A 17,594-nucleotide genomic window follows, 5' to 3' on the forward strand; every position below is an offset into this window, starting at 1 on the left:
TCTGTCGGGATATGACCGCCCAGCAATTCGCCAGTGACAATTATGCCGGAATCTGCCCCGCGGCCTGGGAGGCGATGCGCGCGGCGAATGAGGGGTCCGCCGTGGCCTATGGGCGCGACGACTGGACGTTCCGGGCCGCCGACGCCATGCGCGCGGTTTTCGCGCATGACGCGGACGTGTTCTTCGTCTTCAACGGAACGGCGGCGAATTCGCTGGCGCTGGCCAGTCTCTGCCGGTCCTATGAGAGCATCATCGCGGCGGATGTGGCGCATATCGAGACGGATGAGTGCGGCGCGCCGGAATTCTTCTCGAACGGCGCCAAGCTGCTGACCGTGCCGACGGAGGGCGGCAAGCTGACGCCGGCCGCCATCCGCAGGATCGCGACCACGCGCGACGACATCCATTTCCCGCGCCCCGCCGTGGTGACGATCACCCAGCCGACGGAGACGGGCCAGCTTTATAGTCTGGAGGAAATCCGGGCGATCAGCGCGGTGTGCCGTGACCTCGGCCTGAAGCTGCACATGGACGGCGCGCGCTTCGCCAACGCCGTCGCCGCGCTGGGGTGCAGCCCGGCGGACATGACGTGGCGCGCCGGGGTGGACGTGCTGTGCTTCGGCGGGACGAAGGGCGGCATGGCCGTGGGCGAGGCGGTGGTGTTCTTCGACCGCGCCTTGTCCGACGGGTTCGATTACCGCTGCAAGCAGGCGGGGCAGCTCGCTTCCAAGATGCGGTTCCTGGCCGCGCCCTGGGCGGGCGTGCTGGAGAGCGGGGCATGGCTCGACTATGCGGGCCACGCCAATGCGGCGGCGCGGCGTCTGGCGGAGGCCGTCGCGGGCGTGCCGGGGGTGGAGACGGTCTTTCCCGTGCAGGCGAACGCGGTGTTCCTGCGGATGGCGCCGGAGGTGACGGCCGCGCTGCGGGGCCGGGGCTGGGTGTTCTACGAGTTCATCGGCGGCGCGGCGCGGTTCATGTTCGCCTGGGACGCGGAGGTCGCGCGGGTGGACGCGCTGGCGGCGGATATTGCGGCCGAGGCGCGGTCCGGTGCGGCGTCATATCGGCAGGACAGGGTCTGATTTCACTTCCTCCATCACCGCGTAGGTGTGCGTCTGGCGGATGCCGGGGAGGCGGGCGAGCGTCTTGCCGAGGAAATGGCGATAGGCGGTCATGTCCTTCACCCGCGCCTTGATGAGGTAATCGAATCCGCCGGCCACCATGTGGCATTCGCTGATCTGCGGCAGGGCCTGCACGGCCTGGGCGAATTGCTCGAAGAGATCGGGCGAGGTGCGGTCCAGCGTGATCTGGACGAAGACGAGCAGGCCGAGCTGGACGGCCTCCGGCGTGACGCGCGCGCCGTAAGCCCGGATCGTGCCGGTCTGTTCGAGGCGGCGCACCCGTTCCAGCGTGGCGGGCGGGCTGAGATGGATCGCGCGGGCGAGATCGACGTTCGAGATGCGCCCGTCCCGTTGCAGAATCCGCAGAATCCTGCGGTCGAGTTCGTCCATCGGCCAAATCCTTCAGAATGATGTGAGGATAGCGCCGCGTTTATCCGAATGGAATTCGTCGGGTCGAGACAAATACCGTCATTAATTCTCCCGAACTCCGGATATGGGGACGGATCGCCCTTCCTCTCGCCGGAGTCGTTTCGATGCCCGATCCCTATGCCCGACTTCGCGCCATGGCGCCGCCGCGCGACGCCCTGAGGCGGGCGATCACCGAACACACGCGCGGGGCGGAAATGCCGCGCGTGGAGGCGCTCGCTGCTGCGGCGCGTCTTTCGGAGACGGAACGCGCTCAGGCGGAGACGACGGCGCGGCGGCTGGTCACGGCGTTGCGCGCGGGGAAGCGGACGGGGCTGGTACAGAGCCTCGTGCGGGAATATGACCTGTCCACCCGCGAGGGCGTGGCGCTGATGTGTCTGGCCGAGGCGCTGCTGCGGATTCCCGATCTGCCGACGCGCGACGCGCTGATCCGCGACAAGCTGGGCGGCGGCGACTGGGAAAGCCATGTGGGCGGGGACACGCCGCTCTTCGTCAACGCCGCGACCTGGGGGCTCGTCCTCTCCGGGCGGCTGCTGTCCGGGGCGGAGCGCAAGGGGCTGGCCGGAGCGCTGAGCCAGGTGCTGGGCCGCTGCGGCGAGCCGGTCATCCGGCGCGGCATGGACATGGCGATGCGGATGATGGGCGAGCAGTTCGTCGCGGGCGAGACGATCGACGAGGCGCTGCGGAACAGCCGCCGCCTGGAAAGGAAGGGCTTCCGCCATTCCTACGACATGCTCGGCGAGGCGGCGGCTACCAGGGACGATGCGGCGCGGTATCGTGACGAGTACGAGCGCGCCATCCACGCCATCGGGCGGGAATCGGCGCGGGCGGGCGTCTATCGCGGGCCGGGGATCTCGGTGAAGCTGTCGGCGCTGCATCCTCGCTACGCCTTTGCCCAGCGCGAGCGGGTGATGGCGGAACTGCTGCCCCGGCTGGCGGCGCTGGCGGCTCTGGCGGCGCGCTATGACATCGGCTTCAACATCGACGCGGAGGAGGCCGACCGGCTGGAGCTTTCGCTCGATCTGCTGGAGGCGCTGGCCTTCGATCCGGCGCTGGCGGGGTGGAACGGGCTGGGCTTCGTCGTGCAGGCCTATCAGAAGCGGGCGCCCTTCGTGCTGGACTGGATCGTCGATCTCGCGCGCCGCGCGGGGCGGCGGATGATGGTGCGGCTGGTGAAGGGCGCGTATTGGGACAGCGAGATCAAGCGCGCGCAGGTGGACGGGCTGGCGGATTATCCGGTCTTCACCGTCAAGGCGCATACGGACATCTCCTATATCGCCTGCGCGCGGAAGTTGCTGGACGCGCCGGACGCGATCTTCCCGCAATTCGCGACGCATAACGCGCAGACTCTCGCGGCGATTCACGCCATCGCGGGGCCGGAGTTCAGCGACGACCGCTATGAATTCCAGTGCCTGCACGGCATGGGCGAGGCGCTTTACAGCGAGGTCGCGGGGCCGGAGAAGCTGGGGCGTCCGGTGCGCGTCTATGCGCCGGTGGGCACGCATGAGACGTTGCTGGCCTATCTCGTGCGGCGTCTGCTGGAGAACGGCGCGAATTCGTCCTTCGTCAACCGGATTCAGGACGAGTCGATCGGCATCGACGAACTGGTTGCCGAACCGGCGGCGCTGTTCCTCGCGAAGGGAACGACATCGCGCGTGGTCCTGCCGCCGGATCTCTTCGCGCCGGAGCGTCGGAATTCCGCCGGGCTCGATCTGGCGGCGGAGGATGTGCTGGCGTGCCTCGGCGGTGAGCCGCCGGAGGATGTCGCGCCGGAAGGCGACGGCGAGGCGATCCGCAATCCCGCCGACCGGGGCGATGTGGTCGGGCGGATCGTCTTCGCGACCTGTGCCGACGCGGATGCGGCCGTCGCGCGCGCCGTGGCGGCGTTTCCGGGCTGGAGCGGAACGCCCGCCCGCGAGCGCGCGGCCCGGCTGTTCCGCGCCGCCGACCTGCTGGAAGAGCGGCGCGAGGGGCTGATGGCGCTGCTGGTGCGGGAGGCGGGGAAATCCTGGCCCAACGCGGTGTCCGAACTCCGTGAGGCGGTGGATTTCCTGCGCTATTACGGCGCGGCGGTGCGGGACGGGTTCGACAACGCGACGCATCGTCCGCTCGGGCCGGTGGCGTGCATCAGCCCGTGGAATTTTCCGCTAGCGATTTTTCTGGGGCAGGTCTCGGCGGCTCTGGCGGCGGGGAACACGGTTCTCGCCAAGCCCGCCGAGGAGACGCCGCTGGTCGCGCGCGCCGCGGTCGCAGTGCTGCACGAGGCGGGCGTGCCGAAGGAGGCGGTGCAGCTCGTTCCCGGCGCGGGCGATGTCGGCGCACGGCTGGTCGCCAGTGCGGCGGTGCGCGGCGTGGTGTTCACCGGCTCGACGGAGGTGGCGCGGGCCATCCGCCGCCGGTTGGCGGAACGGCTGAATCCTGATGGCGCGCCGGTACCGCTGATCGCCGAGACGGGCGGACAGAATGCGCTGGTGGTGGACAGTTCCGCGCTGGCGGAGCAGGTGGTGGCCGATGTGCTGTCCTCGGCCTTCGACAGCGCGGGGCAGCGATGCAGCGCGCTGCGGATTCTCTGCGTGCAGGAGGAGTGCGCGGACCGACTCCTGACCATGCTCAGGGGCGCGATGGACGAATTGCGGACGGGCGATCCGGCGCGGCTCGACACGGATGTCGGGCCGGTGATTTCCGAAGGCGCGCGGGCGGGGATTCTGTCCCATGTCGCGGCGATGCGCGCGCGGGGCTGCCCGGTGCATCAGGCGCCGCTGGCGGAGGAGACGGCGGCGGGTGTCTTCGTCCCGCCGACGCTGATCGAGATCGAAAGCATCGCGGCGCTGGACCGCGAGGTGTTCGGGCCGGTGCTGCATGTGCTGCGCACGCCGCGCGCCGGGCTGCGGGCGGCGATCGAGGCGGTGAACGCGACGGGCTATGCGCTGACCTTCGGCGTTCATACGCGGATCGATGCGGCGATCGAGGACGCGGCGGCGCTTTCGGCGGCGGGGAATGTCTATGTGAACCGCAATCTGGTCGGCGCGGTGGTGGGCGTGCAGCCTTTCGGCGGCCATGGGCTCTCCGGCACGGGGCCGAAGGCGGGCGGCCCGCTCTATCTGCGGCGGCTTCTGGCGGATGCGCCGCCTCCGGGCGCGGCTTTCGCGCAAGATCCCCCGGCTCCGGCACGCGAATTCGCCGCATGGTGGCGCGCGCAGGGACGAGGCCTCGCCGCGCCGCCGCCGGAACGCACGCCGCTCGGCACGCGGCTGGACCTGCCGGGGCCGGTGGGGGAGGACAACAGCTATATGATCGTTCCGCGTGGGACGGTGTTCTGCGCCGGGCCGGGCCGGGAGGCGCTCGGCGCGCAGATCTGCGCCGCGCTGGCGACGGGGAACCGCGTGAGGGTGCCCGTGGGGTCCATGCCGCTCTTTGCCGCCTTGCCGGGCGCGTTGCTGGCATGGTTCGACGTGCCGGGGGCGAGCGACGTGGTGGATGCGGCGCTGGTGGCGCGGGAGCCGGAGGCGGCGCGCGCGCTGGAGGCGGAACTCGCCGCCCGTTCCGGCCCCCTCGTGGCGCTGCATGTCGCCGGGGCGGACGGGTCCTACCCGCTCGACGGGCTGGTGCTGGAGCGGACGAAGAGCGTGAACACCGCCGCCGCCGGGGGGAACGCCGCGCTCATGATGCAGTAGCGTCCCGCTTCGACGGCGGCGCGTCTTTTTCCGCCGAATGGCCGTCATGCTTCCCGGCGAGATCGTCCTTCATGCCGGGTCCGCCCGCGCAGGGTTCCTGACGCCGCCAGACGGATCTATAGGGGAGGAGAGGAAGGAAAGCGTGGCATGAAGAGAGCGATTTGCGCGTATGTGCTGGGGGCGGTGGCTCAGGGGGTGTTTCTCGCTCCGGTTGCCCTGGCCCCGATTGCCATGGCCCCGGTTGCCTTGGCCAAGCCGGTCTCCCGGGACGTGGCGCCGGTGGAAACGGCGCGGGGCTATGCGGCGGCGCTGGCCCGGCTGGGCGCGCCGCCTCCGGCTTTTCCACACGCGATTCCGAGGCGCGGCGGACCGCTCTATGCCCATGCCGACCCCGAGTCCGGCATGATCAGCTTTGACGCGACGGCGTCGTGCGGCGGGGCGCAGTACTGCGCGTATGGAAGCTTCATGCGCCGGGCCGAAACGCCGGGGACGTTCCCGGAGATATTGAAGGACATGCGGGGCCGTGTGCTGACGCGGCGGGTCGGCCCGAATCTCTGGTTCACGCCCGAACACGCGATGGGCGATACTTTCCCCGCGCAGATCCAGTGGCGGGATGGCGGCGTGACCTATACCGTCGCGTGGCGGGGGCTGCCGCAGGACAGGGCGGAAACGATTCTGGCCGAGGTCTACCGGTCGCGGCCGTAAATCTTGAGGAAGGCGCGGCCGGTGCGCCGCGCCAGGTCGCCGATCGCCTCGTCACTGCAATCGACCGGCAGTTCCAGTCGCCGGAAATGGACGATGCGCGCCTGGCAGAGGGCGAAGAACTGGTCGGCGGCGAAAACCGAGTCCTCGACCTCCAGCACGCGATTCTCGTCCTGCCGGCGCAGCCAGTCCGTCAGGAAGCCGCGCGCGCAGGCGGGGCCCTTCTGCCAGAACATGTCCGACAATTCCGGGAATTGCGGCGCCTCCGAGACGATGATCCGGTAGAGCCCCAGCGCGATGGGGGAGATCATGACCCGGATGAATTCCTCCGCCACGCGGATCAGCAGCGTGAGACAATCCTCCTCCCCTGCGGAGAGGGGCTGGAACATGGCCGCGAGCTTTTCCCGCGCCAGCTTGTCCACGAGGGCGCGGAAGAGTTCGGCCTTGTTCTCGAAGTGATTGTAGAGCGTCCCTTTCGAGACGCGGGCGCGCGCGGCGATCTGCGACATCGACGCGCCTTCATAGCCGCATTCGAGAAAGACGGCCTCGGCCCCGGCCAGAACCTGTTCGCGCTTCGCATGGCTGACCGGACAGGTGCTGCGCGACGAGGAGGCGAGAGAGAGAACGGGGGAGGTCATGTCGGCTCGATCTGTTGAGGCCCGGGGAGCGGGGCCGCGGGAATGAAGGGCGGTGCTTTGGGTACGAAGTCCTCTATGCTGACCGAACGGGCCGGTCAGTTCAAGCTTCGTAGCTGATTGTAACCCAACATGAGTGCGGCCGGTGGTGTATGTGAGAACAATAGCCGTATAATCGAGAACATGTTATGGAAAACACAGTTATGTGATAGTCTGTGCGAACGTCGTCACGTTTTTTGCCAAGGGATGAGACCATGTCTGCAAACTCCGCTTTTTCCCTCGCTCCGGGTGTGGTGACCGGAAAGGACTATCTGACCCTCCTCGATGCCTGCAAGGCGGGCCGGTACGCGCTGCCCGCGATCAACGTCGCGGGAACGAACAGCGTGAACGCGGTGCTGGAGGCGGCGGCGGCCAACAACTCCGACGTCATCATCCAGTGCTCGAACGGCGGCGCGCGCTTCTATGCGGGCGAGGGCATGGCGGATGCGGAGCGCGCGCGCGTGCTGGGCGCCGCCTCGATGGCGCGGCATGTGCACATGATGGCGAAGGAATATGGCGTCTGCGTCATCCTTCACACCGATCACGCCGACCGCAAGCATCTTCCCTGGATCGAAGGGCTGATCGCCCTCAGCGAGCAGGAGGTCGCCGCCGGACGGCCGCCGCTTTTTTCCTCGCATATGATCGACCTGTCGGCCGAGCCTCTGGAGGCGAATCTCGCGGAATGCGAACGGCTGCTGCCCCGCATGGCGAAGCTGGGCATCAGCCTGGAGATCGAACTCGGCGTGACGGGCGGCGAGGAGGACGGAATCGGCGAGGATCTGGAGGATGACGCCGATAACGCGCATCTCTACACCCAGCCGGAGGATGTGCTCGTGGCGTGGGAGCGTCTCTCGCCGCTCGGGCATATCACGGTCGCGGCGTCGTTCGGCAATGTCCATGGCGTCTACAAGCCGGGCAACGTGCAACTGCGACCGGACATCCTGCTGCATGCGCAGGACTGCGTCGCCGAGGCGACGGGACTGCCGGCGGGCCAGGGCGAGCGGCCGCTGAGTCTCGTTTTCCATGGCGGATCGGGTTCGACCCGCGAGGACATCACCGCCGCCGTCTCCTACGGCGTCTTCAAGATGAACATCGATACGGATGTCCAGTTCGCCTTCGCCGAGGCGGTCGGAGGATTCGTCAGCGAGCATCCCAAGGCCTTCCGATTCCAGATCGACCCCGAGTCGGGCGCGCCGTACAAGAAATTCTACGACCCCCGCAAATGGCTGCGCGTCGGCGAGAAGGGCATCGTGCATCGCCTGCGTGACTCGTTCGCCGTGCTGGGCTCGGCCGGACGCTCGATCGCCCGCAAGTGACCCGCACGTGAACCGTGCGGCGGTGAACCCTTACGCGACGAAGGCGGAAGCCGGGTAGCCCTGCGCGAAGAGATGCGCGCGGAGCGTGGCGAAATTCACCTGCATGGCGATTTCGGCGCGCACGCGTGGCTTGGCGTGATAGGCGATCCCCAGACCGGCGGCGCGCAGCATCGGGAGGTCGTTCGCGCCGTCGCCGGTTGCCAGGGTGGCGGCGCGTTTGACGCCGCGCTCGGCGGCGATGCGCTCGAGCTGGACCAGCTTCGTCTCCGGTCCGAGAACCGGCGCGGCGAGCTGGCCGGTCAGAATGCCGTTCCGAACGGCCAACTCGTTGCCATGATGCTCATCGAAGCCGATGCGCTCCGCGACGCGGCGTGTGAAGAAGGTGAATCCGCCGGAGACGAGCGCTGTGCGGGCGTTGTGCGCCTTCATGGTGTGCACGAGGGTTTCCGCGCCGTCATGGACGGCGAGCCCGTTCAGAACCTCCTCCAGACGCGACGCCGGCTTGCCTTCGAGCAGGGCGACGCGGGCGTGCAGCGCGGCGGCGAAATCGAGTTCGCCGTTCATCGAGGCTTCCGTGATCGCGCGGATTTCCGGCCCGAGTCCCAGCAGATCGGCGAGATCGTCCAGCGTCTCGTTGACGAGGATGGTACTGTCCATGTCCGCCACCAGCACGGCTTTCCGGCGGCCGCGCGCCTTGACCAGCAGGGCGTCGATCCGCTCGCGCGCGCAGACGGCGCGGATCGTCTCGATGGTCGGCTGGCCGGGACCGGGGGCGGGGCAGGGAATCTCCACCGCCTCGCCGGGCGAGAGAGTGACGGCCGCGTCGCCCTGCACCATGCCGCGGGCGATGTCGATCAGGGCGGGAGGGAGCACGCCGCTGGCGCGGTCGGCGACGAGGACGAGAACATAGGGCAGGGACATAGTTCGGGACGTGTCTTTGCGCTTCGCCCGAGGCGGCTTCGCTCGGGACGGTTACCTGGAGGAAGGAGTTGTGGCAGGGAGAGGCCATGGCACCCCTTCCGACCGCGATCATTGTGGCGGGGCCGACCTGCTCGGGCAAGTCGGCGCTCGCTCTCGCCCTGGCGAAGTACTTCCGCGGCCGCGTGCTCAATGCGGATTCCATGCAGGTCTATCGCGATCTGCGCGTGCTGACCGCGCGCCCGACGCCGGAGGAGGAGGCGCTCGCGCCGCATCGTCTTTACGGCGTGCTGGACGCGGCGGTGACGGGAAGCGTGGCGTGGTGGCGCGCGGCGGCGCTGGATGAGATGCGGGCGGCCTGGGCGGCGGGGGAGTTGCCGATTCTCTGTGGTGGGACGGGCATGTATCTGCGTGCGCTGATCGAGGGGCTGGTGGAGGTGCCGGACCCCGGCGACGCCGCGCGGCAGGAGGCGCGGGCGGTGCTGGAGGCGGAGGGCGCGGCGGCGCTGCATGCGCGTCTTCTGGCGGCGGACCCGGAGACGGCGCGCGACCTGCGCCCGACGGACGGGCAGCGTCTGGCGCGGGCCTGGGAGGTCTGGCGGGGCACCGGGCACGGGCTGGCCTGGTGGCGCGCGCGGCCGGGATTGCCGCCGGCCGCCTGTCGTTTCCTGGCGATCCGGCTCGATCCGCCGCGCCCGGATCTTCGCGCGGCGATCGCAAGGCGGTTTCACGCCATGATGGAGCAAGGCGCGCCGGAAGAGGTCGCGGCGCTCATGGCGCGGCGGCTGTCGCCCGATCTTCCGGCCATGCGCGCCCATGGCGTGCCCGAGCTGGCGGCGCTTCTGCGCGGCGAGATGGGGCGGGAGGCGGCGCTGGAGCGGGCGATTCTCAATACCGGGCGTTACACGCGGCGGCAGGCGACATGGTTCAACCATCACCGCCTCGCCGCGCCGGAGGACGAGATGTGCGTCACCGCGCGGTTCGACCCGTCCGCGCAACTTTTGGAAAGGGAATCGGAAAAATATGAAATTTTCATACAAACACAATTGACGCGCGGCTGAGCCCGGCCTAAACCCGCCCACCTCAACCAGAGAGGAAGGTGCGTGCACATGGACGCGTCGGGACAGCCGGGTGAAAACGGAACGATGGTGCTGAACGGCGCCGAGGTGCTCCTGCGCGTGCTCGTCGAACAGGGAGTCGAGGTCGTTTTCGGCTATCCGGGCGGCGCGGTGCTGCCCATTTACGACGCGCTCTTCAAGCAGAACGCGATCCGCCACATTCTCGTGCGGCACGAGCAGGCGGCGGTCCATGCGGCGGAGGCCTATGCGCGCTCGACCGGCCGGCCCGGCGTGGTGCTGGTGACGAGCGGCCCCGGCGCGACCAACGCCGTGACCGGGCTGGTGGACGCGCTGATGGATTCGATTCCGGTCGTCTGCCTGTCGGGGCAGGTGCCGACGGCGCTGATCGGCAATGACGCCTTTCAGGAGGCCGACACGGTGGGCATCACCCGCCCGGCGACGAAGCATAACTACCTCGTCAAGAAACCCGAACATATTGCGCCGATCGTGCGCGAGGCGTTCGAGGTGGCGATGCGCGGACGGCCCGGCCCCGTGCTGATCGACCTGCCGAAGGACGTGGTCGTCAGCCCCGCGCCGCTTCCCGCGCCGGGCGAGGGGCGGCTGCATCGCGTCTACGCTCCGCGCGTCGACGCGGATGAGGAGGCGATCCGCCGGACGATCGCCGCGATGAAGCAGGCGAAGCGGCCGCTCTTCTATACGGGCGGCGGCGTCATCAATTCAGGGCCCGAGGCCTCCGAGGGGTTGCGGGAACTGGCGCGGCGCACCGGCTTCCCGGTGACGTCCACGCTGATGGGACTGGGCGCTTTCCCGACCACGGACAGGCAGTTCCTCGGAATGCTGGGGATGCATGGCAGCTATGAGGCGAATCTGGCGACGCATGGCTGCGACCTGCTGATCGCGCTCGGCTCCCGCTTCGACGACCGCGTGACGGGGCGGGTCTCGGGTTTTTCGCCGCATTCCTTCAAGGTGCATGCGGATATCGACCCGTCCCAGATCAACAAGATCGTCCGCGTCGACGTGGCCCTGCAGGGGGATGTCGGCCGTACGATCGAGAGATTGCTCTCGGCCTGGGACGGCGAGGGGCAGGATCTCACCCGGTGGTGGGCGCAGATCGATGCGTGGCGCGCGCTGGACAGCTTCGGCTTCGAGCAGGACATGGCGCCGGATGCGATCATCCGTCCGCAACATGCGATCCGCCGTCTGTACGAGGCGACGCAGGCGCTCGGGCGGGAGACGTATGTCTCGACCGAGGTCGGGCAGCATCAGATGTGGGCGGCCCAGCATTTCCATTTCGACAAGCCCAATCGCTGGCTGACCTCGGGCGGGCTCGGCACGATGGGGTATGGGCTGCCGGCGGCCGTCGGCGCGCAGATCGCCCATCCGGACGCGCTGGTCATCGACGTCGCGGGCGAGGCCTCGACGCTGATGAACATCCAGGAACTGGGGACGATCGCGCAGTATCGCCTGCCGGTGAAGCTCTTCATCCTCAATAACCGCTACATGGGCATGGTGCGCCAGTGGCAGGAATTGCTGCACGGTTCGCGCTATTCGCAATCCTACAGCGAGGCGCTGCCGGATTTCGTGCGTCTGGCGGAGGCGTTCCACGGGACGGGGATGCGCGCGACCCGCGTGGGCGAGCTTGACTCCGTCATCGAGCGGATGCTGGCCCATGACGGGCTGGTGGTGGCCGATATCTGCGTGGCGCAGGACGAAAACTGCTTCCCGATGATTCCGTCCGGCGCGCCGCATAACGAGATGCTGCTCGGCCCCGATGCGGAGGCCAATGCGGCGAAGGTGACGGCGGAAGGGATGGCGCTGGTCTGATGTCGAACGAGATTCAAACGGCGGTCATCTCGGTCCTGATCGAGAACGAGGCGGGCGCGCTCGGCCGCGTGGTCGGACTGTTTTCCGCGCGCGGCTACAATGTCGAGAGCCTGACGGTGGCGGTGGTCGAGCGGGAGGACGGTCTGTCGCGCATCACGGTCGTCACCTCCGGTACGCCCATGGTGATCGAGCAGATCAAGGCGCAGCTCGCGCGGCTGATCCCGGTTCACAGCGTGACGGATCTCACGGCCAGCGGCCCTTACGTCGCGCGGGAGATGGCGCTCATCAAGGTCGTGAGCACCGGCGACGCCCGCACCGAGGGGATGCGGATCGCCGAAGCGTTCCGCGCCCGGATCGTCGATACGACGGCTGGTTCCTTTGTCTTCGAATTGACGGGCGCGCCGGAAAAGGTCGATGCTTTCGTCGATCTCATGCGCCCGCTCGGCCTTGCGGAAGTGTCGCGCACAGGTGTCGCGGCGATCATGCGCGGGCCGCAAACCTTCAAATCCAAGCAGGAGTCTTACTGAATGCGTGTCTATTACGATCGCGACGCCGATCTGGGCCTGATCAAGAGCAAGAAGGTCGCGATCATCGGTTATGGCAGCCAGGGCCACGCGCACGCCAACAACCTCAAGGACAGCGGCGTCCCCGAGATCGTCATCGGGCTGCGTCCGGACTCTTCGGCGGTGAAGAAGGCCGAGGAGGCGGGGTTCAAGGTGCTTCCTCCCGGCGAGGCGGCGGCCTGGGCCGACGTGGTCATGGTGCTGACGCCCGACGAGGGCCAGGGTGCGCTCTACAAGGAGCATCTGGAGAAGAACCTGAGGCAGGGCGCGGCGCTCGCCTTCGCGCATGGGCTGTCGATCCATTTCCGCATCATCGAGGCGCGGCCGGATCTCGACGTGTTCCTGATCGCGCCGAAGGGGCCGGGCCACACCGTCCGCTCCGAATATCTCAAGGGCGGCGGCGTGCCCTCGCTCGTGGCCGTGGCGCAGAACGCCTCGGGCAACGCGCTGGAGATCGCGCTTTCCTACGCCTCGGCCAATGGCGGCGGCCGCGCGGGGATCATCGAGACGACGTTCAAGGAAGAGGTCGAGACCGATCTGTTCGGCGAGCAGGCGGTGCTGTGCGGCGGTCTGGTCGAGCTGATCCGCGCCGGGTTCGAGACGCTGGTCGAGGCGGGCTACGCGCCGGAGATGGCGTATTTCGAGTGTCTGCACGAGATGAAGCTGATCGTGGACCTGATCTACGAGGGCGGCATCGCGAACATGAACTACTCGATCTCCAACACGGCGGAATATGGCGAATACGTCACCGGGCCGCGCATCGTCACGCCGGAGACCAAGGCCGAGATGAAGCGCGTGCTGAACGACATCCAGGACGGGACGTTCGTGCGCAACTTCATCCTGGAAAACCAGTCCGGCGGCGTCGGCTTCAAGGCGATCCGCGCGCGCAACGACGCGCACCAGATCGAGAAGACCGGCGAGAAGCTGCGGGCCATGATGCCCTGGATCGCCAAGGGCAAGCTGGTGGACAAGGCGCGGAACTGAAGGCGCATCCCGGCAGAGCCCGGAGTTCAGGCCGGGCTCGGCCCCGTCAGGCGCGTTCCCCGGGCGCGCGGTTGATCATGTGATAGGCCAGCGCGCTGACGCGGGGGAAGACGATGGCGGCGATCTCCGGCCGGCCGATCGTCTCGCCCCAGGCGGTGCGGAAGCAGCGGAGCCAGCCCTCGGCCTCCTCCTCGCCGATGGGGGCGGGGAGATGGCGGGCGCGGAGCATCGGCGGGCCGTATTTGTCGGTGAAGAGGGGCGGACCGCCGAACCAGCCGGAGAGATATTCGAACAGCTTTTCCTCCGCCGGGCCGAGATCGGCCGGGTGGATGGCGCGGCAGGCGCGGGCCTCCGGCAGGCTGTCCATCAACTCGTAGAAGCGGCGGGTGAAGCGCCGGAGTTTCTGTTCGCCGCCCAGGGCGTCATAGAGCATGGTCATGGCGAATTCATTTTCCGCCGGATCGCCATTCTGCGCAATCTCCTGTAACGAAGGTTCGGAGAGGGCGGTGCGGATGAGCGGCATGACACTTCAGACGGCGGAGCAGGCAGGCGAGGTGCTGACCGGGCTGGCGCTCGGTCTCGGCGCCACGGGCGAGGAAGACGCGCTATGGAACGCGATCGATCCGGCGATCTGGGCGGAGACGCATAATCCATGGACCACGCTCGCGCGTGCGTCGCGCGTCCATGTGCGCGGGTTGCTGGCGGATGCGGCGTTCAGGGGAAAGATCGCCGAGATCGCCGCCGCCCGTGAGGCGGCGCGCCGTGCCCCCGGCTGGTTCGACGGTCTGCCCGAAGGCAAGCGCCCGGGCTGCATCGCCTATTTCAGCATGGAATACATGCTCAGCGAATCGCTGCCCATCTATTCCGGGGGTTTGGGGAATGTCGCGGGCGACCAGTTGAAGGCCGCCAGCGACCTCAACGTGCCCGTCGTGGCGGTCGGGCTGCTTTTCGCGCAAGGGTATTTCCGTCAGGAATTCACGCCGGACGGGCAGCAGCGCGCGCTCTACCCGTTCAACGATCCCTCCCAGCTTCCCGTGCGTCCGGTGCTGGACGAAAACGGCGACTGGCTGCGTCTGGCCCTCGACGTGCCCGCCGGCACGATCTGGATTCGCGCGTGGCAGGTGCAGGTGGGCCGGGCGACGCTCTATCTGCTCGACACCAACGACCCCGCCAATCCGTCCAGCGTGCGTTGCATCACGACCCAGCTTTACGGTGGGGATGCGGGGTTGCGCCTGCGTCAGGAAATCGTGCTGGGCATCGCGGGGTGGCGGCTGCTGATGCGTCTCGGTTACCAGCCGGAGGTCTGCCATCTGAATGAGGGCCATGCGGCGCTGGCGGCGGTGGAGCGCGCGCGCGTCCTGAGGCTCGAACTCGGCGTTTCCTTCAGGGAGGCGTTGATGATCGCCCGGGCGGGGACGGTCTTCACCACCCATACCGCCGTCCCGGCCGGGTTCGATCGCTTTCCCCCCGGGCTCGTGGCCGGATATCTGGCGGAATATGTGATCGCCGGACTCGATATGCCCGTCGAGGAGTTCATCGCGCTGGGCCGCGAGACGCCGGGAAACGAGGCCGAGCCGTTCAACATGGCGTGGCTGGCGATCCGTGTCAGCGGCGCGGTGAACGGCGTTTCCGCCCTTCATGGCGAGGTGAGCCGGGCCCTGTTCGCGCCGCTCTTTCCCCGCTGGCCTGAGGCCGAGGTGCCGGTCGGCCATGTGACGAACGGCGTCCATGTGGCGACATGGGCCGCGCCGGACCGCGGCAGGCCGGAGCAGGACGACGCGACGCTCTGGTCGCATCGCTGCGCCGCGCGGACGCGCTTCGTGCGGAAGATCGCCGACCAGCACGCGTCCCGTCAGTGCTTCATCGGCGAAGGGGGGCTGGAGTGTTTCCCCGTCCCGGCGCTGCGGCCCGACGTGCTGACGCTGGGTTTCGCGCGGCGCTTCGCCAGCTACAAGCGCCCCGATCTGCTACTGACCGATCCCGACCGTCTGGCGCGGCTGCTGGCCGATCCGACGCGTCCGATGCAGCTCGTTCTGGCAGGCAAGGCGCATCCGGCGGATGTGGTGGGCCAGGCGCTGATCACGCGCTGGATCGCCTTCTCGCGCCGGGAGGACGTGCTGGGGCGTGTTGTGTTCCTCGCGGATTACGACATGGAGCTGGCGCGGATTCTCGTGCGGGGCGTTGATCTCTGGATCAACACGCCGCGCCGTCCCTGGGAAGCCTGCGGCACCAGCGGTATGAAGGTTCTGGCCAATGGCGGCCTGAATTTTTCCGAGCTGGACGGCTGGTGGGCCGAGGCGTTCACGCCGGAGGTCGGCTGGGCGCTGGGCGACGGCAAGGAGCATGGCGAAGACCCGGCGACGGATGCGGCGGAGGCCGAGGCGCTGTATCATATGCTGGAGACGGAGATTGCCGGCGCCTTCTACGCGCGCGACACGGAGAATGTCCCGACGGCCTGGGTGAAGCGGATGCGGGCGAGCATGACGAGTCTGACGCCCGCCTTCTCGGCGGAACGCGCGGTGCAGGATTACACGACGCGCTACTATATTCCCGCCGCGGCGCGTTATCGCCGGCGGCTGGACGGCGGCGCGCAGGAGGCGCGCGATCTCGCCGCATGGCGCGACAGGCTGGCGGCGCAATGGGGGGATCTGCGCTTCGCCGCCGTCTCCCGGAATGACGCGGACGGGTTGCATCATGTGGCCGTGACGGTGGAGCTCGGACGTCTCGAAGCCGGAGATGTGCGGCTGGAGCTTTATGCCGATCCGCGTTCGGGCGCGGAGGCTGAAGTGATCGACGTGCCCGCCGTGTCGAAGACCGTCTCATCGGGCGCGTTGCGCTATGAACTGTCCGTGGCGCTGAAGCGCCCGGCTTCGGAATATACTGTGCGGGTCGTGCCCTTTCATTCGGAGGTCATGGTGCCGCTGGAGGCCAATTTCATTCTCTGGGAGCATTAGACTCCCCGGAAAGATGCTCCTGGTGCGTCACCGAGCGGCGGCTTTGCGTGAGCGAAACTGCCGCTACGCTGGCTCCATACCGGTTCTATTTCTCGATCAGGTCAAAGGCCGGTTCATGGGCTGCCGTCCAGCTTGAAGATATACCACCCTCCTCTGTGCGCGGGCTCGAAGTGATCGAGATGATAGTGGTGGATATGCGCCCAGAAGAAGAGGAGGGGTGTGGAGAAGAAGGCAAAAAATAAAAAAAAGAAAATGCCCATGAAGAATAGGATTGCCTCTAGGGGCTGATATTTTGTATTATTTCTAATGACTGTTACTGTCATAGAAAGAAAAGAAAAAATAAAAAACATATTGGCCAGAATTTTGAGTGAAAAATTGTCTATTCGCGTAAATTTATTGACTCCATTAAACGATTGCAGGTCGTTCAGCGTGAAATGATCAGCCCATAGGCACAAAAGTGCTATAGATCCAAACATAAAAAGTCCAATAATTTGATGTTTTCTTGGTGTTCTATATAGAACGATGTTATTAAGAGAAAATTTCTTCATGGGCATGAAATGCCAGCCAGAGGTCGCGAAAGCCTCTTCACATAAATCCCTCCTAATCTCTCTGAAAATTTGACAAATCCAGAAATTGCATCGGAATTTTCTATGGATTTGGCTTTCTCAACCGCTATTTGGGTTAATTTAAGGTTGTTATCTAGGTAAGAAAGAAGCCATCCCGATGCAAATGTTGCAGTGGCCACGTAAGCAAACGTCATCACGATGCCACCGCTAAACACCATGGCAAACCCCGTTCCCACAGCCCATCCGATATAGGTCGCTGCCACGGCCTGAAAGATATCGCTGACGATCGAGACGCCCAGGCGGGTCATGCTGGGCTTGTCCTGAAGCAGTTCATGGGCGATGTCCCAGGCGACGAAGCAGGTGGCCGCGATCCTCACCGCCCGCCCGGCCTCCTCCAGCGCCTCCTTGCGGCCAATGACGAACCCCGCCTCCTTCACGATCGGGTGCTCCCTCAGATAGCGCGTGCCGGGCAGCCGCGCCCGCAGGCCAGGGCGGCCTCTGAAGATCACGGTTTCCTTCCCCGCTCGCGTGCGGGCCAGATAGGCGTCCCCCATGATGCCGAGCAGCATCACCTGCTTGACGGCCGAGCGCCCGTCCGAGACCACGTCCTTCCACCCGAACATGTCGACATAGGTGTTGTCCTTCAGCCATTCGTTGGTCCGGTCGATCGGCTTCAGCGGATTGACTTCGGTGATCGGATCGGGCCGGGGGCGCGGAGAGGCCGTGCCGCGGTTCCAGGGCAGCGACGTGCTGAGCATGGAGGGCGCGGAGCAGGGGCCGGCCCGCCGGGCGGAAGGCTTTG

15 protein-coding genes are annotated in these 17,594 nt (G+C 67.2%); 10 read left to right on the plus strand and 5 right to left on the minus strand.

The features are described from left to right. The first annotated feature begins 11 nt into the window (after positions 1-11). On the plus strand, positions 12-1,073 hold the full coding sequence (locus EDC31_RS04265; protein ID WP_042061491.1) for a threonine aldolase family protein: 1,062 nt from the start codon (positions 12-14) through the stop codon (positions 1,071-1,073). On the opposite strand, the gene EDC31_RS04270 is transcribed toward EDC31_RS04265, so the two are convergent. After that, positions 1,050-1,502 carry an Lrp/AsnC ligand binding domain-containing protein gene (locus tag EDC31_RS04270; protein WP_042061493.1) on the minus strand — a complete coding sequence of 151 codons (453 nt, stop codon included), beginning with the start codon at positions 1,500-1,502 and terminating at the stop codon, positions 1,050-1,052. The genes EDC31_RS04265 and EDC31_RS04270 overlap by 24 nt on opposite strands. A 143-nt stretch (positions 1,503-1,645) precedes the next feature. Between EDC31_RS04270 and putA the strand changes: the two genes are divergently transcribed. After that, a complete protein-coding gene (putA, locus tag EDC31_RS04275) occupies positions 1,646-5,212 on the plus strand; it encodes a bifunctional proline dehydrogenase/L-glutamate gamma-semialdehyde dehydrogenase PutA (protein WP_042061495.1) in 3,567 nt (1,188 codons plus the stop codon). A 147-nt stretch (positions 5,213-5,359) separates the two neighbouring features. Beyond that, positions 5,360-5,917 carry a hypothetical protein gene (locus EDC31_RS04280; protein ID WP_042061497.1) on the plus strand — a complete coding sequence of 186 codons (558 nt, stop codon included), beginning with the start codon at positions 5,360-5,362 and terminating at the stop codon, positions 5,915-5,917. Here the strand turns inward: EDC31_RS04280 and EDC31_RS04285 are convergent. Further along, positions 5,899-6,552 (minus strand): TetR/AcrR family transcriptional regulator, encoded by a 654-nt coding sequence (locus tag EDC31_RS04285; RefSeq protein ID WP_042061499.1) that lies wholly within the window; start codon positions 6,550-6,552, stop codon positions 5,899-5,901. The two genes, EDC31_RS04280 and EDC31_RS04285, sit on opposite strands and share 19 nt — an antisense overlap. 251 nt (positions 6,553-6,803) lie before the next feature. Between EDC31_RS04285 and fbaA the strand changes: the two genes are divergently transcribed. Beyond that, positions 6,804-7,904, plus strand: a complete 1,101-nt coding sequence (gene fbaA / locus EDC31_RS04290) for a class II fructose-bisphosphate aldolase (RefSeq protein WP_042061501.1) — start codon at positions 6,804-6,806, stop codon at positions 7,902-7,904. 30 nt (positions 7,905-7,934) lie between these two features. On the opposite strand, the gene serB is transcribed toward fbaA, so the two are convergent. Further along, positions 7,935-8,825 (minus strand): phosphoserine phosphatase SerB, encoded by an 891-nt coding sequence (gene serB, locus EDC31_RS04295; RefSeq protein WP_042061502.1) that lies wholly within the window; start codon positions 8,823-8,825, stop codon positions 7,935-7,937. An 86-nt stretch (positions 8,826-8,911) separates the two neighbouring features. Between serB and miaA the strand changes: the two genes are divergently transcribed. The 4 genes from miaA to ilvC are packed head-to-tail and all read left to right on the plus strand — an operon-like array spanning position 8,912 to position 13,272. Beyond that, a complete protein-coding gene (gene miaA, locus EDC31_RS04300; protein WP_132126920.1) occupies positions 8,912-9,883 on the plus strand; it encodes a tRNA (adenosine(37)-N6)-dimethylallyltransferase MiaA in 972 nt (323 codons plus the stop codon). Positions 9,884-9,931: 48 nt separating this feature from the next. Further along, positions 9,932-11,725, plus strand: a complete 1,794-nt coding sequence (gene ilvB / locus EDC31_RS04305) for a biosynthetic-type acetolactate synthase large subunit (RefSeq protein ID WP_042059504.1) — start codon at positions 9,932-9,934, stop codon at positions 11,723-11,725. After that, positions 11,725-12,252: an acetolactate synthase small subunit gene (gene ilvN, locus EDC31_RS04310; RefSeq protein ID WP_042059507.1), complete on the plus strand. Its 528-nt coding sequence runs from the start codon at positions 11,725-11,727 to the stop codon at positions 12,250-12,252. The genes ilvB and ilvN overlap by 1 nt, the downstream gene beginning before the upstream one ends. Then, positions 12,253-13,272, plus strand: a complete 1,020-nt coding sequence (gene ilvC, locus EDC31_RS04315) for a ketol-acid reductoisomerase (RefSeq protein ID WP_042059509.1) — start codon at positions 12,253-12,255, stop codon at positions 13,270-13,272. 46 nt (positions 13,273-13,318) lie between these two features. Here the strand turns inward: ilvC and EDC31_RS04320 are convergent, their stop codons facing one another. After that, on the minus strand, positions 13,319-13,795 hold the full coding sequence (locus EDC31_RS04320; RefSeq protein WP_204366667.1) for a group II truncated hemoglobin: 477 nt from the start codon (positions 13,793-13,795) through the stop codon (positions 13,319-13,321). Here EDC31_RS04320 and glgP point away from each other — a divergent pair. Together glgP and EDC31_RS04330 are read left to right on the plus strand one after the other, a co-directional pair. Continuing rightward, positions 13,794-16,226 carry an alpha-glucan family phosphorylase gene (glgP, locus tag EDC31_RS04325; protein WP_186819983.1) on the plus strand — a complete coding sequence of 811 codons (2,433 nt, stop codon included), beginning with the start codon at positions 13,794-13,796 and terminating at the stop codon, positions 16,224-16,226. The two genes, EDC31_RS04320 and glgP, sit on opposite strands and share 2 nt — an antisense overlap. 47 nt (positions 16,227-16,273) lie before the next feature. Then, a complete protein-coding gene (locus tag EDC31_RS04330; protein ID WP_132126921.1) occupies positions 16,274-16,468 on the plus strand; it encodes a hypothetical protein in 195 nt (64 codons plus the stop codon). A gap of 302 nt (positions 16,469-16,770) precedes the next feature. On the opposite strand, the gene EDC31_RS04335 is transcribed toward EDC31_RS04330, so the two are convergent. Continuing rightward, a complete protein-coding gene (locus EDC31_RS04335; RefSeq protein WP_052511959.1) occupies positions 16,771-17,550 on the minus strand; it encodes a hypothetical protein in 780 nt (259 codons plus the stop codon). Between the last annotated feature and the right edge of the window lie 44 nt (positions 17,551-17,594).

This window comes from Acidomonas methanolica (assembly GCF_004346035.1).
GTDB classification, from domain to species: domain Bacteria; phylum Pseudomonadota; class Alphaproteobacteria; order Acetobacterales; family Acetobacteraceae; genus Acidomonas; species Acidomonas methanolica.

Coding starts and splice junctions, on each gene's coding strand:
- EDC31_RS04265 (WP_042061491.1), top strand. CDS start 12: ATGACCGCCCAGCAATTCGCCAGTGACAATTATGCCGGAATCTGCCCC.
- EDC31_RS04270 (WP_042061493.1), bottom strand. CDS start 1,502: ATGGACGAACTCGACCGCAGGATTCTGCGGATTCTGCAACGGGACGGG.
- putA (WP_042061495.1), top strand. CDS start 1,646: ATGCCCGATCCCTATGCCCGACTTCGCGCCATGGCGCCGCCGCGCGAC.
- EDC31_RS04280 (WP_042061497.1), top strand. CDS start 5,360: ATGAAGAGAGCGATTTGCGCGTATGTGCTGGGGGCGGTGGCTCAGGGG.
- EDC31_RS04285 (WP_042061499.1), bottom strand. CDS start 6,552: ATGACCTCCCCCGTTCTCTCTCTCGCCTCCTCGTCGCGCAGCACCTGT.
- fbaA (WP_042061501.1), top strand. CDS start 6,804: ATGTCTGCAAACTCCGCTTTTTCCCTCGCTCCGGGTGTGGTGACCGGA.
- serB (WP_042061502.1), bottom strand. CDS start 8,825: ATGTCCCTGCCCTATGTTCTCGTCCTCGTCGCCGACCGCGCCAGCGGC.
- miaA (WP_132126920.1), top strand. CDS start 8,912: ATGGCACCCCTTCCGACCGCGATCATTGTGGCGGGGCCGACCTGCTCG.
- ilvB (WP_042059504.1), top strand. CDS start 9,932: ATGGACGCGTCGGGACAGCCGGGTGAAAACGGAACGATGGTGCTGAAC.
- ilvN (WP_042059507.1), top strand. CDS start 11,725: ATGTCGAACGAGATTCAAACGGCGGTCATCTCGGTCCTGATCGAGAAC.
- ilvC (WP_042059509.1), top strand. CDS start 12,253: ATGCGTGTCTATTACGATCGCGACGCCGATCTGGGCCTGATCAAGAGC.
- glgP (WP_186819983.1), top strand. CDS start 13,794: ATGACACTTCAGACGGCGGAGCAGGCAGGCGAGGTGCTGACCGGGCTG.
- EDC31_RS04320 (WP_204366667.1), bottom strand. CDS start 13,795: ATGCCGCTCATCCGCACCGCCCTCTCCGAACCTTCGTTACAGGAGATT.
- EDC31_RS04335 (WP_052511959.1), bottom strand. CDS start 17,550: ATGCTCAGCACGTCGCTGCCCTGGAACCGCGGCACGGCCTCTCCGCGC.